Below are 14,158 nucleotides of genomic sequence, written 5' to 3'. Positions count from 1 at the left end.
AGGGCGAATGGTTGGGTGACGGGGCCGGCGCATTGATGTGCGCCGGCCTCGTTGCGTTTGGGGGGGCGACGTGTTTCCGGCGTTGGATATTGAGAGCGCTCGTCTCCTGGCAACCGCAATAATTCGGCAGGGAACCCAATCATGATTGGCGCTGAGTAGCGCCGAATTTTTACACTCCGAATGAAATTCTTGCGACTCGATCGTGACACGATATGCTGCGTCCGTCGGGCGCCTCTGGTGATGGACGCGTAATACGCCAGCGGCGTCGATGAATCTCGATAGAGTAAATTGAGTGGATCGTCGGGTATGGTCGTCATTCCGATTAACGATTTCGTGAAATCAAATCATGACGAGCAATACGTACCGCTACGGCGTTTATTCGGATCTCACGTCTGCCGAGCTTTTCTTTTTCGTTGCGGTGGAAGAGACCTGCGCACGCGTCGGGATCGACGATGTCGAAGCCGTGGTCCTGATTCTAGCGGGTTGGCCCGTTTTACCGACGCGGCAAAAATTCGGTGGCGCGACGAAAGGGACGTCCGTCGCATCCGTGATGGCCCGTTCGGTTTTTCGCTACCAGCTCAACAGGAAGGTTTTACCAACGGTGACGCTTCAAAGCATCAAGTCGTTCCGGATCATTCTGACCCGGAAGCTCAGCGTATTCGTCGGGCGCGCCATTCCGGGCGTCGGTTGGGCGCTGCTTGCCCACGACGTATTCGGGATCGTTCACGGCACGGTCTCCAGGTACAACAGCCTAGTCAAACCCGAGGACAAGGTGTTCTGATGGAAAACGTGCGTTGGGACGAGATCGAAGCCTTCGTCAGATCAGAGGTCGGGCTCGGTCGCTCGAAGCCGCTCGCCGCCGGCACGCGGCTCTGGGACGACCTGGGTCAAACCGGCGACGAAGCAAACGACTTCATGGAGCGCTTTTTTGAGCGGTTTGCTGTCGACACGGGCGATTTCGACTTCCACCGGTATTTTCTGATGGAAGGCGAGGGGCTGCTCTATTCGCTATTTCGGCGATGGGTGCTTCGAAAGCCGCACGACTTCAAGCGGGAATCGATTACGCTCGCGATGCTGCATCGTGCAGCCGTTGAAGGAAAATGGGACGCCACACGATTGGCCGCACTGTCGTGAAAGGGCGGGTTTCCGCACGTGTCGATCCGGATTTCAACGCACGGAATTGGGAACCGACGTCCGCGAATCCGCTACTTCTGCAAACGGTCGGCGCTGGCGGGCTGCAAAATTTCCGTTAGCGCCACATCATTTGCTGCCGCGCAGTGCGCGCGTACACGGTGAATCGCTACAAAACGGGCCGGCACATTCACGTGTGCTGGGCTCGTTTTGTCATGTAGCGTGCCGGGGCTGCGGATGAAGGGCTCTCGATGCAGCCACCGCCACCACGGATCCCGCCCGTTCCGGCAGCGTCCTTGGTCATACCGAGAGGAAAAGCATGGAATGGGCTGCCCTGGTACCGGAGCTGATCTGCTCGGACCTGGCCGAAAGCGTTTGCTTCTATCGCGACGTGTTGGGATTCGGGATTCGCTTCGAGCGTCCGGAAGACGGGTTCGCGTATCTTGAAATCGGGCGGGCTCAGCTCATGCTCGAGCAGTACAGTCGGGACGGCTGGCTGATCGGCCTGCTGGAACGGCCGTTCGGGCGCGGGATCAATCTTCAGATCGAGGTTGATTCGCTTGATCCCATCCTTGACCGGATCCGTAACGCAGGCGTGGCGCTGTTTGTCGAACCGCGAACGTCGTGGTACCGACAGGACGATATCGAGCACGGCCAGATCGAGATGCTTGTGCAGGACCCAGACGGCTACCTGTTGCGTCTAGTGGAGATCCTTCCGGAGCGGCCGGTGAGCGGATGACAGCGGGCCGGCTGCGCTTCTCCTTGCATAGAAAACAGCCCGGCGGTTGGATCCGGCCGGGCTGTTTTATTCGTGGTTGTCTGGCGTGCTTTGAACTGCGGCGGCGACGCCGCCGTCACTGCCGCGCCGTCCGCGCGTTATCCGGCATCGGCTGGTTGTAGTTCGTGCGGAACGGGTTGATGTCGAGCCCGCCGCGGCGCGTATAGCGCGCATATACCGCGAGCTTCACCGGTTTGCACGCGTGCATGATGTCGAGGAAGATGCGCTCGACGCACTGCTCGTGAAAGCCCGTGTGATTGCGGAACGAGATGATGTAGCGCAGCAGCCCCGCATGATCGATCTGCGGGCCGACGTAGTGGATCTGCACGCTGCCCCAGTCGGGCTGGCCGGTGACCGGGCAGTTCGAGCGCAGCAGGTCGGACACGAGCGTTTCCTCCACCGGCGCTTCGTCCTCGGCGTCGGCCGCCGACAGCAGCGACGGATCGGGTTCGTACACGTCGGTGTCGAGGTCGAGCCGGTCGAGCGACAGCCCGTCGAGTTCTTCCATCTCGAGCTTGGCGAAATCGTGCGGCGACACGAGCTGCACCGACACGCTCGCGCCGCACGCGGCCGACACGTCGCGCTTGAGCGCGTCGCGCACCGCGTCGACCGAGTCGAACTTCGATTGCGCGAACGAGCCGAGATACAGCTTGAACGACTTCGATTCGACGATGCTCGGCGATTCGGCCGGCACGTAGAACGTCGCGACCGCGACCTGCGGCTTGCCGCGCGCATTGAGCCACGACAGCTCGTACGCGTTCCAGATGTCGGTGCCGAAGAACGGCAGCGCCGACGTGATGCCGAGTTGCTCGCGCGCGCCGGCGCGCGGGATCGGGAACAGCAGCGACGCGTCGTACTGCGTGGCATAGACGGTGGCCTTGCCGAGCGGGGAGTGTTCGGGATTCATTGCGTGACGCCTTTACGACAGGAAGAGGCGGTAAGCCGGATTGGCGCTCTCTTCGACATACGGATAGCCGAGTGCCGCGAGGAAGCGCTCGAACTCGGTGCGATCGGCCTGCGGCACCTGCAGCCCGACGAGGATCGAGCTGTAGTCCGCGCCCTGGTTGCGGTAGTGGAACAGGCTGATGTTCCATTCCGGCGCCATCGACGACAGGAACTTCATCAGCGCGCCGGGCCGCTCCGGGAATTCGAAGCGGAACAGGCGTTCGTCCAGCGCGAGCGGCGAGCGGCCGCCCACCATGTAGCGGATATGTTCCTTTGACAGTTCGTCGTGCGTCAGGTCGACGCTCTTGAAGCCGTGCGACTCGAAATTCTCGGCGATCTCGGCCGATTCGCCGCGGCGCTTGATCTGCACGCCGACGAAGATGTGCGCGGACTGCGCATCGGCGATCCGGTAGTTGAACTCGGTGACGTTGCGGTCGCCGACGAGCGAGCAGAAGCGCTTGAAGCTGCCGCGTTCCTCGGGGATGGTGACCGCGAACACGGCTTCGCGTGCTTCGCCGACTTCCGCGCGTTCGGCGACGAAGCGCATCCGGTCGAAGTTCATGTTCGCGCCCGACGTGACCGCGACGAGCGTCTGGTTCTCGATGCCTTCGCGTTCCGCGTAGCGCTTGGCGCCCGCGACCGCGAGCGCGCCCGACGGTTCGAGCACGCTGCGCGTATCCTGGAAAACGTCCTTGATCGCCGCGCACAGTGCGTCGGTGTCGACCGTCACGACGCCGTCGAGGAATTCGCGGCACAGCCGGAAGGTTTCCTCGCCGACGAGCTTCACCGCGGTGCCGTCCGCGAACAGGCCGACCTCGCTCAGCTCGACGCGCTCGCCCTTCTGCAGCGATTGCGCCATCGCGCAGGAATCCTCGGCCTGCACGCCGAACACCTTGATCTCCGGACGCACCGCCTTGACGTACGCGGCCACGCCGGACGCGAGCCCGCCGCCGCCGATCGGCACGAAGATCGCGTGGATCGGGCCCTGGTGCTGGCGCAGGATCTCCATCGCAATCGTGCCCTGGCCGGCGATCACGTACGGATCGTCGAACGGGTGGACGAACGTGAGATCGCGCTCGGCCTGCACCTTGACCGCGTGCGCATACGCATCGCTGTACGATTCGCCCGCCTGGATCACCTCGACGCTCGGGCCGCCGTGCGTACGCACCGCATCGACCTTCACCTGCGGCGTCGTGACCGGCACGACGATCACGGCCTTGACGCCCATCCGGGCCGCCGAGAACGCGACGCCCTGCGCGTGGTTGCCGGCCGAGGCCGTAATCACGCCGCGCGCGAGCGCGTCGGCCGGAATGTGCGCCATCTTGTTGTACGCGCCGCGCAGCTTGAACGAGAACACCGGCTGGTTGTCCTCGCGCTTCAGGTAAACGGGGTTGCGCAGCCGTGCCGACAGATTGCGGGCGGGTTCGAGTTCCGTCTCGAGCGCGACGTCGTAGACGCGCGCGGTGAGGATTTTCTTCAGGTAATCGTGGGATGCCATGGACGCTCGCGTGCAGTGCGGAAAGCAGACGGTAAAGGATCAATGATAGCGCCAAGGGTCCGTGCGCACGCAAGCGGTATGCCGGGCGCACCGCCGTGGCGTGGCCCCGCGCGCGTATTTGACGGATGCGACGCCCGTTTTTTACTGGTTTAACTGCACGTTAACTGCGCGGTTACCGACCGGACGGATGGCGAATGCCGCAGCAAAACCGCGCAGGCCCAGGCGTGGCGCGGGTTGCGGGGATAGCCCCACGACCTGTCCGGCGTGTCACGGACGACCCGATCATGGGTTAGAATTCCGTTTTGAATCAAGGATCGGAAGATGCAGAGGCACCCTCGGATCGCCCCATTGAAGCCGACGCCGCGTGCAGCCAGCCCCGCGGCGGAGCGGCATGCGCGCCGCGCGCGATCGTGCTGATGGCTCCGAGTGCCGCCAGGCCCTGCCGGCCCGGAACGGTGAGTCCAGACCCGCTCCGGCCCCATGCGAGATAGTCGCGCGCCTGGCACCAGAACAGATTTCCCCAAGATTGCGCGTACGCGCTTGCCGACGCCCGTTCACGGTGTATCGGCCCTCCGAGTCGTCCGAACATGAACGCACCACAAGTTTTCGATCCGCATGGCGCGGCCGCCGCCGTCGCTGCCGACCCCGCGCCCCGACTGCGCGAGATTCCCTATAACTACACGTCCTTCTCCGACCGCGAGATCGTGATCCGCCTGCTCGGCGAGGAGGCGTGGTCGGTGCTCGACGAGCTGCGCGCCGAGCGCCGCACGGGTCGCTCGGCACGGATGCTGTACGAGGTGCTCGGCGACATCTGGGTCGTGCGCCGCAACCCGTACCTGCAGGACGACCTGCTCGACAACCCGAAGCGCCGCGCGCTCCTGATCGAGGCGCTGAACCACCGCCTGACCGAGATCGGCAAGCGCCGCCGCGCCGACCTGACCGAGCACCACGACGACGCGGGCCGCGAGCGCGCATCGCGTGTCGAGATGCTCGAGACGGCCGCGCAGCGCGCGGTCGACGAGTTCGCCGACGAATTCGAGAAAATGGCCGACCTGCGCCGTCGCGCGACCAAGGCGCTCGGCCGCTGCACGCAGAAGGACAACATCCGCTTCGACGGGCTGTCGCGCGTGTCGCACGTGACCGACGCGACCGACTGGCGTGTCGAATACCCGTTCGTCGTGCTGACCCCCGATACCGAAGCCGAGATCGCGGCGCTGATCAAGGCCTGCTTCGAACTCGGCCTGACCGTGATTCCGCGCGGCGGCGGCACCGGCTACACGGGCGGCGCGGTGCCGCTCACGCCGTTCTCCGCGGTGGTCAACACCGAGAAGCTCGAACAGCTCGGCGCGGTCGAACTCACCGAGCTGCCGGGCGTCGCGCACAAGGTGCCGACGATCTTCTCCGGCGCGGGCGTCGTCACGCGCCGCGTGACCGAAGCGGCCGAGGCGGCCGGCTACGTGTTCGCGGTCGATCCGACCTCGCTCGACGCATCGTGCATCGGAGGCAACGTCGCGATGAACGCGGGCGGCAAGAAGGCCGTGCTGTGGGGCACCGCGCTCGACAACCTGGCCTGGTGGCGGATGGTCGACCCGGACGGCAACTGGCTCGAAGTCACGCGCCACGAGCACAACCAGGGCAAGATCCACGACATCGCGGTCGCGCGTTTCGAGCTGAAGTGGTTCGACGGCGCGTACGCGCCGGGCGAGAGGCTGCTGCGCACCGAGATGCTCGAGATCGAAGGCCGGCGCTTCCGCAAGGAAGGCCTCGGCAAGGACGTGACCGACAAGTTCCTCGCCGGCCTGCCGGGCGTGCAGAAGGAAGGTTGCGACGGGCTCATCACGTCCGCGCGCTGGGTGCTGCACAAGATGCCCGCGCACACGCGCACCGTGTGCCTCGAATTCTTCGGCCAGGCGCGCGAGGCGATTCCGAGCATCGTCGAGATCAAGGACTACCTGTTCGAAACGTCGAAGCAGGGCGGCGCGATCCTCGCGGGCCTCGAGCACCTCGACGAGCGCTACCTGCGCGCGGTCGGCTACGCGACCAAGAGCAAGCGCAACGCATTCCCCAAGATGGTGCTGATCGGCGACATCGTCGGCGACGACGCCGATGCGGTCGCGCACGCGACGTCCGAAGTGATCCGGATGGCGAACGGCAAGAGCGGCGAAGGCTTCGTCGCGGTCAGCGCGGAGGCGCGCAAGCGCTTCTGGCTCGACCGCAGCCGCACGGCCGCGATCGCGAAGCACACCAACGCGTTCAAGATCAACGAAGACGTCGTCATCCCGCTGAACCGGATGGGCGAGTACACCGACGGCATCGAGCGGATCAACATCGAGCTGTCGCTGAAGAACAAGCTGCAGCTGGTGGACGCGCTCGAAGCGTTCTTCAGGGCCGGCAACCTGCCGCTCGGCAAGACCGACGACGCGAACGAAATCCCGAGCGCCGAGCTGCTGGAAGACCGCGTGCAGCAGGCGCTGGAGTTGCTCAAGCGCGTGCGCGCGCGTTGGGAGTTCGTGCGCGACCGGCTCGACCAGCCGCTGCGCGAGGCGCAGCATTACCTCGTGCAGCTCGGTTACGAGGCGCTCGCCGAGAAGTTCGCGGATCGCGCGGACGACCAGCCGGGCGCGACCGTGTTCCACGTCACGCAGGACCGCACGGTCCGCATTTCGTGGAAGCAGGAGATCCGCGCGGAGCTGCGCACGATCTTCAACGGCGGCGCGTTCAAGCAGATCCTCGACGAAGCGCAGGCGATCCACAAGCGCGTGCTGCGCGGCCGCGTGTTCGTCGCGCTGCACATGCACGCGGGCGACGGCAACGTCCACACGAACCTGCCGGTCAACTCCGACAACTACGAGATGCTGCAGGATGCGCACGCGGCGGTTGCGCGCATCATGACGCTCGCGCGTTCGCTCGACGGCGTGATCTCCGGCGAACACGGGATCGGCATCACGAAGCTCGAGTTCCTGACCGACGACGAGATCGCCGAATTCCGCGCGTACAAGCAGCGCGTCGACCCGAACGGCCGCTTCAACAAGGGCAAGCTGCTCGACGGCGCCGACCTGCGCAACGCGTACACGCCCAGCTTCGGGCTGATGGGTTACGAGTCGCTGATCATGAAGCAGTCCGACATCGGCGCGATCGCCGATTCGGTGAAGGACTGCCTGCGCTGCGGCAAGTGCAAGCCGGTGTGCGCGACCCACGTGCCGCGCGCGAACCTGCTGTACAGCCCGCGCAACAAGATTCTCGCGACGTCGTTGCTGGTCGAGGCGTTCCTGTACGAGGAGCAGACCCGCCGCGGCGTGTCGATCAAGCACTGGGACGAGTTCAACGACGTGGCCGACCACTGCACGGTGTGCCACAAGTGCGTGACACCGTGCCCGGTGAAGATCGACTTCGGCGACGTCACGATGAACATGCGCAACCTGTTGCGCAAGATGGGCAAGAAGAAGTTCAATGCCGGCAATGCGGCGGGCATGTTCTTCCTGAACGCGACCAATCCGCAGACGATCAACGCCGCGCGCAGCGTGATGATGGGCGTCGGCTACAAGGCGCAGCGCTTCGCGAACGACATGCTGAAGAAGGTCGTGACGAAGCAGACGCAGCACCCGCCCGCGACGACCGGCAAGCCGCCCGTCGTCGAGCAGGTGATTCACTTCGTCAACAAGAAGATGCCGGGCAACCTGCCGAAGAAGACGGCGCGCGCGCTGCTCGACATCGAGGACAACAAGATCGTGCCGATCATCCGCAACCCGAAGTCGACGACCGTCGATTCGGAAGCGGTGTTCTACTTCCCGGGCTGCGGTTCCGAGCGCCTGTTCTCGCAGGTCGGCCTCGCGACGCAGGCGATGCTGTGGGAAGCGGGCGTGCAGACCGTGCTGCCGCCGGGCTACCTGTGCTGCGGTTATCCGCAGCGCGGCTCGGGCCAGTACGACAAGGCCGAGAAGATCGTCACCGACAACCGCGTGCTGTTCCACCGGGTCGCGAACACGCTCAACTACCTCGACATCAAGACGGTGGTCGTGTCGTGCGGCACCTGCTACGACCAGCTCGCGGGCTACGAATTCGACAAGATCTTCCCGGGCTGCCGGATCATCGACATCCACGAGTTCCTGCTCGAGAAGGGGATGAAGCTCGACGGCGTCACGGGCACGCGCTACATGTATCACGACCCGTGCCACACGCCGATCAAGACGATGGATCCGGTGAAACTCGTCAACGAGCTGATGGGCACGGAGAAGGACGGCTACAAGATCGAGAAGAACGAGCGCTGCTGCGGCGAATCGGGCACGCTCGCGGTCACGCGTCCGGACATCTCCACGCAGGTCCGCTTCCGCAAGGAAGAGGAAATCCGCAAGGGCGCGGCCAAGCTGCGCAGCATCCCGGTCGTGGCCGGCGATGCACCGGCGCCGGCCGCCGCGGCCGAGAACGGCCCGGACGTGAAGATCCTGACGAGCTGCCCGTCGTGCCTGCAGGGCCTGTCGCGCTACAGCGAGGACGCGAACCTCGAGGCCGACTACATCGTGGTCGAAATCGCGCGTCAGACGCTCGGCGAGAACTGGATGGCCGACTATGTCGCACACGCGAACAATGGCGGGATCGAGCGCGTGCTGGTCTAATGCGGGCATGACGACCGCCCGGCGGGGCTTGGGATGAGAGCGGGCGCCGGCGCTGAAACGCCGGCGCCCGTCCACATGGGAGCGACGATGGAATGCGTGTTTTGCCGTGAAGACGGTGGCGAGGTGCTCTGGCAGGACGACGTGCTGCGCGTCGTCCTTGCGACGGGCGAGCACGAGTACCCGGGCTTCTGCCGGGTGATCTGGGGCGCGCACGTGGCCGAGTTCTCCGATCTCGGCGAACCCGAGCGGGCACATCTGATGCGCGTGGTGTACGCGGTGGAGCGGGCCGTGCGCCGCGTGATGCAGCCGAACAAGGTGAATCTCGCGAGCCTCGGCAACATGGTGCCGCACGTGCACTGGCACGTGATCCCGCGCTTCTCGAACGACGCCCATTTCCCGCAGCCCGTGTGGGCGCCGCGCCAGCGCAGCGTGTCCGGGGCGCTGCTGCGCACGCGCGCGGCGCAGGCCTCGCTGCTGCACAATGCGGTGCGCGAGGAAATTCAACGAACGACCGATCCGAGGCAGCCATGAGCGGTTTGACTTCCACGACGCCGATTCCGTCCGGCGTCGTCGTGCACGCAGTGTCGCGCGTGCTCGAATTGCAGTACCCGAACGGCGACAGTTTCCGGATCCCGTTCGAGCTGATGCGCGTCTATTCGCCGTCGGCCGAGGTGCGCGGCCACGGGCCCGGCCAGGAAACCCTGCAGACGGGCAAGCGCGAAGTGACGATCACCGCGCTCGAGGGCGTGGGCAACTACGCGCTGCAGCCGACGTTCTCCGACGGCCATTCCACCGGCATCTACTCGTGGGATCTGCTGTACGAGCTGGCGACGCAGCAGGACGCGCTGTGGCGCGACTATTTCGACAAACTGAAGGCGGCGGGCGTCGAGCGCGACGCGCCGATGCAGGCGGCCCCCGCGCCGCACGGCCACTGCCACTGAAATCGACGGCGCCCGCTCGGCGCCGTCTTGCCATTTACTGAGGATCAACGCGATGAGCAAAACCCACTTCGGCTTCGAAAGCGTCGAGGAAAACGAAAAAGCGAAGAAAGTGGCGGGCGTGTTCCATTCGGTCGCAAGCAACTACGATCTGATGAACGACCTGATGTCGGCCGGCATGCACCGCGCATGGAAGGCGTTCACGATCGCGCAGGCGAACGTGCGCCCGGGCTTCAAGGTGCTCGACATCGCCGCCGGCACCGGCGACCTGACCAAGGCGTTCGCGAAGGCGGCGGGCCCGACCGGCGAAGTCTGGCATACCGACATCAACGAATCGATGCTGCGCGTTGGCCGCGACCGGCTGCTCGACAAGGGCATCGTGACGCCGTCGCTGCTGTGCGACGCGGAGAAAACGCCGTTTCCGGACAATTACTTCGACGTGGTCACGGTCGCGTTCGGACTGCGCAACATGACGCACAAGGACGCCGCGCTCGCCGAGATGCGCCGCGTGACGAAGCCCGGCGGCCGCGTGATGGTGCTGGAATTCTCGAAAGTCTGGGATCCGCTGAAAAAAGCCTACGATTTGTATTCTTTCAAAGTATTACCGTGGCTTGGCGACAAGTTCGCGAAAGATGCTGAAAGTTACCGGTATCTTGCTGAATCTATCCGGATGCACCCCGATCAGGACACCCTGAAGACGATGATGGAACAAGCAGGCCTCGACGCCGTCAAATATTACAATTTGTCAGGTGGCGTGGTAGCTTTACACCTAGGAACCAAGTACTAAGGGGTTCTTTCCATACATTCGCCTTACATCTGGAGAAACTGATGGCCGAATCGCGTTCGTTGTTCAACCGTAGCAAGCCGTCGAAGCCGTGGGCTCGACGGGTCGGCACGCTGCTGATGGTCGGCCTGCTCACGGCCGGCACGTTCGCATCGCTCGACGCTGAAGCCAAGCGCATGGGCGGTGGGCGCAGCATCGGCCGCCAGAGCTCAACCGTCACGCAGCGCCAGGCCACGCCGCCGGCGCAGCCGATGCAGCAGGCCGCGCCGTCGCAGGCGCAGCGCGCGAACCCGGCCGCTCCCGCAGCGGCCGCGCAGCCGAACCGCTCGCGCTGGCTCGGGCCGATCGCCGGTCTCGCGGCCGGCCTCGGCATCGCGGCGCTGCTGTCGCACTTCGGCCTCGGCGAAGCGTTCGCCGGCATGATGTCGAACCTCATCGTGATCGCGCTGCTCGCGATGATCGGCATCTGGCTGGTCCGCAAGTTCATGAACCGTCGCCGTCCGCAGGAGCCGGCGTACTCGGTGGGCGGCTCGGCATCGTCGTCGGGCAGCTACTCGCAAGGCCCGTCGTTCCAGCAGGGCAACACCGGCAGCAACTATGCGGGCAGCGGCAGCAGCTACGCGAACGAAGCGCAGGGCGTGTTCGGCGGCGGCGCGCCGGCCGCCGCAGCGGCGGGCGCAATGGCGGCCGCGCCGCTGCAGGTGCCGGCCGGCTTCGACACGGAAGCGTTCCTGCGCAGCGCGAAGGTCTATTTCGTGCGCCTGCAGGCGGCATGGGACCAGGGCAACCTGGCCGACATCCGCGAGTTCACGACACCCGAAATGTTCGCCGAGATCAAGATCGACCTCGATTCGCGCGGCAACGAGTCGAACCAGACCGACGTCGTGCAGCTCGACGCGGAACTGGTCGGGATCGAGGATCGCGGCATCGAGCAGTCGGCGAGCGTGCGCTTCCACGGCCTGATCCGCGAATCGGCGAATGCGTCGGCCGCGCCGTTCGACGAGGTGTGGAACCTGTCGAAGTCGGGCAGTCAGGGCTGGTTGCTCGCGGGTATCCAGCAGATCAACACGCACTGAACGTGGCTGGCGGCCCCGCCCGCCGGCTTTCCGGGCGACGGCCGCCGCGCTGCGACCGGTTGCCGCCCGGATGTGCGGTCGGCCGCGGTCTGCCGACGATCCGACGTTACAATAGAAACCCGCGCGGGCGCCCGGCCCGCGCGGGTTTTTTCTTTCCCAGCCCGATGACCTTTGCCGCCAAGCCTTTTGCTGCTGCTGTCAATCACCTGCTCGCGCGCGAATCGTGGGCGCGCGACCGCCTGATCCCCTACGCGGGCAAGACCGCCCGGCTCGACGTGCCGCCCGTCACGCTCACGCTGCTCGTGCAGCCCGACGGCTACCTGTCCGCGGTCGAAGCGCACGATGCGCAACACGTCGACGTGTCGATCGCGCTCGCGGGCGACACGGTCGCCGCATTCCTGCAGGGCGGCCAGGCGGCCGTGATGAAGCACGTGAAGATCGAGGGCGACGCGGAGTTCGCGACGCAGATCGCGAAACTGGCCGAGCATCTGCGCTGGGAACCCGAAGAAGATCTCGCGAAGCTGGTTGGCGACGCGGCGGCGTACCGGATCGCGACGGTCGTGCGCGACGCCGGCGCGCGTGCGCGCCGCACCGGCCGCAACGTGCTCGATTCCGTCGCTGAATACTGGCTCGACGAAAACCCGCAGGTCGTCCGGCGCACGGCGCTCGGCGGCTTCGATGCCGAGCTCGCGCGCGCGCGCGATGCGCTCGCGCGGGTCGAAAAGCGGGTCGAGCGACTCGAACAGAAAATCGGCGCGCGCACGGGTTCCGGCCCGCGCGGCGCGCACTGAGGGCAGCAGGGCATGCGCATTTTCCGTTTCATCAAGATTGTCTACACCGTCATCCGCTTCGGCCTCGACGAGGTGATGCTGTCCCGGATCGACGACCGGCGCGTGAAGTTGCTGCTGCGCGTCACGACGATCGGCCGCCGTTATTCGTCGCCGCCCGCGGTGCGGCTGCGGCACGCGCTCGAAAGCCTCGGCCCGATCTTCGTGAAGTTCGGCCAGGTGTTGTCGACGCGCCGCGATCTGCTGTCCGTCGATTTCGCGAACGAACTCGCGAAGCTGCAGGACCAGGTGCCGCCGTTCGATTCGGCGGTCGCGATCGCGATCATCGAGAAGTCGCTCGGCGCGCCGGTCGACGAGCTGTTCGACGAATTCGAGCGCGAGCCGGTCGCGAGCGCGTCGATCGCGCAGGTGCATTTCGCGAAACTCAAGCAGGGCCCGCACGCGGGCAAGGCCGTCGCGGTCAAGGTGCTGCGCCCGAACATGTTGCCGGTGATCGATTCCGACCTCGCGCTGATGCGCGACATCGCGACGTGGACCGAGCGGATGTGGGCCGACGGCCGGCGCCTGAAGCCGCGCGAAGTCGTCGCCGAATTCGACAAGTATCTGCACGACGAGCTCGACCTGATGCGCGAGGCCGCGAACGGCAGCCAGCTGCGCCGCAACTTCGCGGGCCTCGACCTGCTGCTCGTGCCGGAGATGTTCTGGGATTTCTCGACGTCGCAGGTGCTCGTGATGGAGCGCATGACGGGCGTGCCGATCAGCCAGGTCGAGACGCTGCGCACGGCGGGCGTCGACATCAAGAAGCTGGCGCGCGAAGGCGTCGAGATCTTCTTCACTCAGGTGTTCCGCGACGGCTTCTTCCATGCGGACATGCACCCGGGCAACATCCAGGTGAGCCTCGATCCGAAGACCTTCGGCCGCTACATCGCGCTCGATTTCGGGATCGTCGGCGCGCTGTCCGACTTCGACAAGAATTACCTCGCGCAGAACTTCCTCGCGTTCTTCAAGCGCGATTACCACCGCGTCGCGACGCTGCACCTCGAATCGGGCTGGGTGCCGCCCGAGACGCGCGTCGAGGAGCTCGAAAGTGCGATCCGCGCGGTGTGCGAGCCGTATTTCGACCGCGCGCTGAAGGACATTTCGCTCGGCCAGGTGCTGATGCGCCTGTTCTCGACGTCGCGCCGCTTCAACGTCGAGATCCAGCCGCAGCTGGTGCTGCTGCAGAAGACGATGCTGAACGTCGAAGGGCTCGGCCGCTCGCTCGACCCCGAACTCGACCTGTGGAAGACCGCGAAACCGTATCTCGAGCGCTGGATGACCGAGCAGATCGGCCTGCGCGGCTGGTATGAGCGTTTCAAGGTCGAAGCGCCGCAATGGAGCAAGACGCTGCCGCAACTGCCGCGCCTGCTCCATCACGCGATGGCGGCGCGCCACGACGCGCCGCGCGCGGCGAGCGAGGACCTGATGCGTCAGATCCTCATCGAGCAGAAACGGACGAACCGGCTGATGCAGGCGCTGCTGATCTTCGGCCTGGCCGTCGGCGTCGGCGCGCTGGTCGCGCGCGTGCTGCTCGCGCTCGCGTACGGCGCATGACCGAAAGGAGCAGT

At 65.5% G+C, this 14,158-nt stretch carries 12 protein-coding genes; 10 read left to right on the top strand and 2 right to left on the bottom strand.

The window, feature by feature from the left end; translation table 11 throughout:
• Nucleotides 1-346: 346 nt before the first annotated feature.
• The 3 genes from DCN14_RS29215 to DCN14_RS29205 all read left to right on the top strand — a co-directional run bounded on the left by DCN14_RS29215 (nt 347) and on the right by DCN14_RS29205 (nt 1,870).
• Nucleotides 347-781, top strand: coding sequence for an STM2901 family protein (locus DCN14_RS29215; protein WP_096508701.1), 435 nt, complete (start codon nt 347-349; stop codon nt 779-781).
• On the top strand, nt 781-1,134 hold the full coding sequence (locus DCN14_RS29210) for a DUF1493 family protein (protein WP_096508702.1): 354 nt from the start codon (nt 781-783) through the stop codon (nt 1,132-1,134). The genes DCN14_RS29215 and DCN14_RS29210 overlap by 1 nt, the downstream gene beginning before the upstream one ends.
• A 316-nt stretch (nt 1,135-1,450) precedes the next feature.
• Nucleotides 1,451-1,870: a VOC family protein gene (locus DCN14_RS29205; protein WP_096508703.1), complete on the top strand. Its 420-nt coding sequence runs from the start codon at nt 1,451-1,453 to the stop codon at nt 1,868-1,870.
• Between the two features lie 115 nt (nt 1,871-1,985).
• Here DCN14_RS29205 and queF read toward each other — a convergent pair whose 3' ends face one another.
• A complete protein-coding gene (gene queF / locus DCN14_RS29200) occupies nt 1,986-2,816 on the bottom strand; it encodes an NADPH-dependent 7-cyano-7-deazaguanine reductase QueF (RefSeq protein ID WP_096508704.1) in 831 nt (276 codons plus the stop codon).
• A 12-nt stretch (nt 2,817-2,828) separates the two neighbouring features.
• A complete protein-coding gene (ilvA, locus tag DCN14_RS29195) occupies nt 2,829-4,352 on the bottom strand; it encodes a threonine ammonia-lyase, biosynthetic (protein WP_096508705.1) in 1,524 nt (507 codons plus the stop codon).
• Between the two features lie 587 nt (nt 4,353-4,939).
• On the opposite strand from ilvA, the gene DCN14_RS29185 reads away from it, so the two are divergent.
• From DCN14_RS29185 to ubiB, 7 genes are all read left to right on the top strand, one after another.
• Nucleotides 4,940-8,965 (top strand): DUF3683 domain-containing protein, encoded by a 4,026-nt coding sequence (locus DCN14_RS29185; protein ID WP_115531461.1) that lies wholly within the window; start codon nt 4,940-4,942, stop codon nt 8,963-8,965.
• 87 nt (nt 8,966-9,052) lie between these two features.
• Nucleotides 9,053-9,496 carry an HIT family protein gene (locus DCN14_RS29180; protein ID WP_096507085.1) on the top strand — a complete coding sequence of 148 codons (444 nt, stop codon included), beginning with the start codon at nt 9,053-9,055 and terminating at the stop codon, nt 9,494-9,496.
• The gene (locus DCN14_RS29175) at nt 9,493-9,906 is read left to right on the top strand and encodes a DUF971 domain-containing protein (RefSeq protein WP_014896073.1); all 414 of its coding nucleotides are present in this window, start codon (nt 9,493-9,495) and stop codon (nt 9,904-9,906) included. The genes DCN14_RS29180 and DCN14_RS29175 overlap by 4 nt, the downstream gene beginning before the upstream one ends.
• A gap of 52 nt (nt 9,907-9,958) precedes the next feature.
• Nucleotides 9,959-10,690, top strand: a complete 732-nt coding sequence (gene ubiE / locus DCN14_RS29170) for a bifunctional demethylmenaquinone methyltransferase/2-methoxy-6-polyprenyl-1,4-benzoquinol methylase UbiE (RefSeq protein ID WP_096507086.1) — start codon at nt 9,959-9,961, stop codon at nt 10,688-10,690.
• Nucleotides 10,691-10,731: 41 nt separating this feature from the next.
• A complete protein-coding gene (locus DCN14_RS29165; protein ID WP_096507087.1) occupies nt 10,732-11,763 on the top strand; it encodes a TIM44-like domain-containing protein in 1,032 nt (343 codons plus the stop codon).
• Nucleotides 11,764-11,927: 164 nt separating this feature from the next.
• Nucleotides 11,928-12,554: an SCP2 sterol-binding domain-containing protein gene (locus tag DCN14_RS29160; protein WP_096507088.1), complete on the top strand. Its 627-nt coding sequence runs from the start codon at nt 11,928-11,930 to the stop codon at nt 12,552-12,554.
• Between the two features lie 12 nt (nt 12,555-12,566).
• Nucleotides 12,567-14,144 carry a ubiquinone biosynthesis regulatory protein kinase UbiB gene (gene ubiB, locus DCN14_RS29155; protein ID WP_096507089.1) on the top strand — a complete coding sequence of 526 codons (1,578 nt, stop codon included), beginning with the start codon at nt 12,567-12,569 and terminating at the stop codon, nt 14,142-14,144.
• The last annotated feature ends 14 nt before the right edge of the window (nt 14,145-14,158 follow it).

Source organism: Burkholderia sp. IDO3 (assembly GCF_003366075.1).
GTDB lineage: Bacteria > Pseudomonadota > Gammaproteobacteria > Burkholderiales > Burkholderiaceae > Burkholderia > Burkholderia anthina.
This window is presented reverse-complemented; position numbering and strand designations above follow the sequence as displayed.

Excerpts from the sequence above, each read along its gene's own strand:
- DCN14_RS29215 (WP_096508701.1), top strand. The coding sequence starts at position 347 with ATGACGAGCAATACGTACCGCTACGGCGTTTATTCGGATCTCACGTCT.
- DCN14_RS29210 (WP_096508702.1), top strand. The coding sequence starts at position 781 with ATGGAAAACGTGCGTTGGGACGAGATCGAAGCCTTCGTCAGATCAGAG.
- DCN14_RS29205 (WP_096508703.1), top strand. The coding sequence starts at position 1,451 with ATGGAATGGGCTGCCCTGGTACCGGAGCTGATCTGCTCGGACCTGGCC.
- queF (WP_096508704.1), bottom strand. The coding sequence starts at position 2,816 with ATGAATCCCGAACACTCCCCGCTCGGCAAGGCCACCGTCTATGCCACG.
- ilvA (WP_096508705.1), bottom strand. The coding sequence starts at position 4,352 with ATGGCATCCCACGATTACCTGAAGAAAATCCTCACCGCGCGCGTCTAC.
- DCN14_RS29185 (WP_115531461.1), top strand. The coding sequence starts at position 4,940 with ATGAACGCACCACAAGTTTTCGATCCGCATGGCGCGGCCGCCGCCGTC.
- DCN14_RS29180 (WP_096507085.1), top strand. The coding sequence starts at position 9,053 with ATGGAATGCGTGTTTTGCCGTGAAGACGGTGGCGAGGTGCTCTGGCAG.
- DCN14_RS29175 (WP_014896073.1), top strand. The coding sequence starts at position 9,493 with ATGAGCGGTTTGACTTCCACGACGCCGATTCCGTCCGGCGTCGTCGTG.
- ubiE (WP_096507086.1), top strand. The coding sequence starts at position 9,959 with ATGAGCAAAACCCACTTCGGCTTCGAAAGCGTCGAGGAAAACGAAAAA.
- DCN14_RS29165 (WP_096507087.1), top strand. The coding sequence starts at position 10,732 with ATGGCCGAATCGCGTTCGTTGTTCAACCGTAGCAAGCCGTCGAAGCCG.
- DCN14_RS29160 (WP_096507088.1), top strand. The coding sequence starts at position 11,928 with ATGACCTTTGCCGCCAAGCCTTTTGCTGCTGCTGTCAATCACCTGCTC.
- ubiB (WP_096507089.1), top strand. The coding sequence starts at position 12,567 with ATGCGCATTTTCCGTTTCATCAAGATTGTCTACACCGTCATCCGCTTC.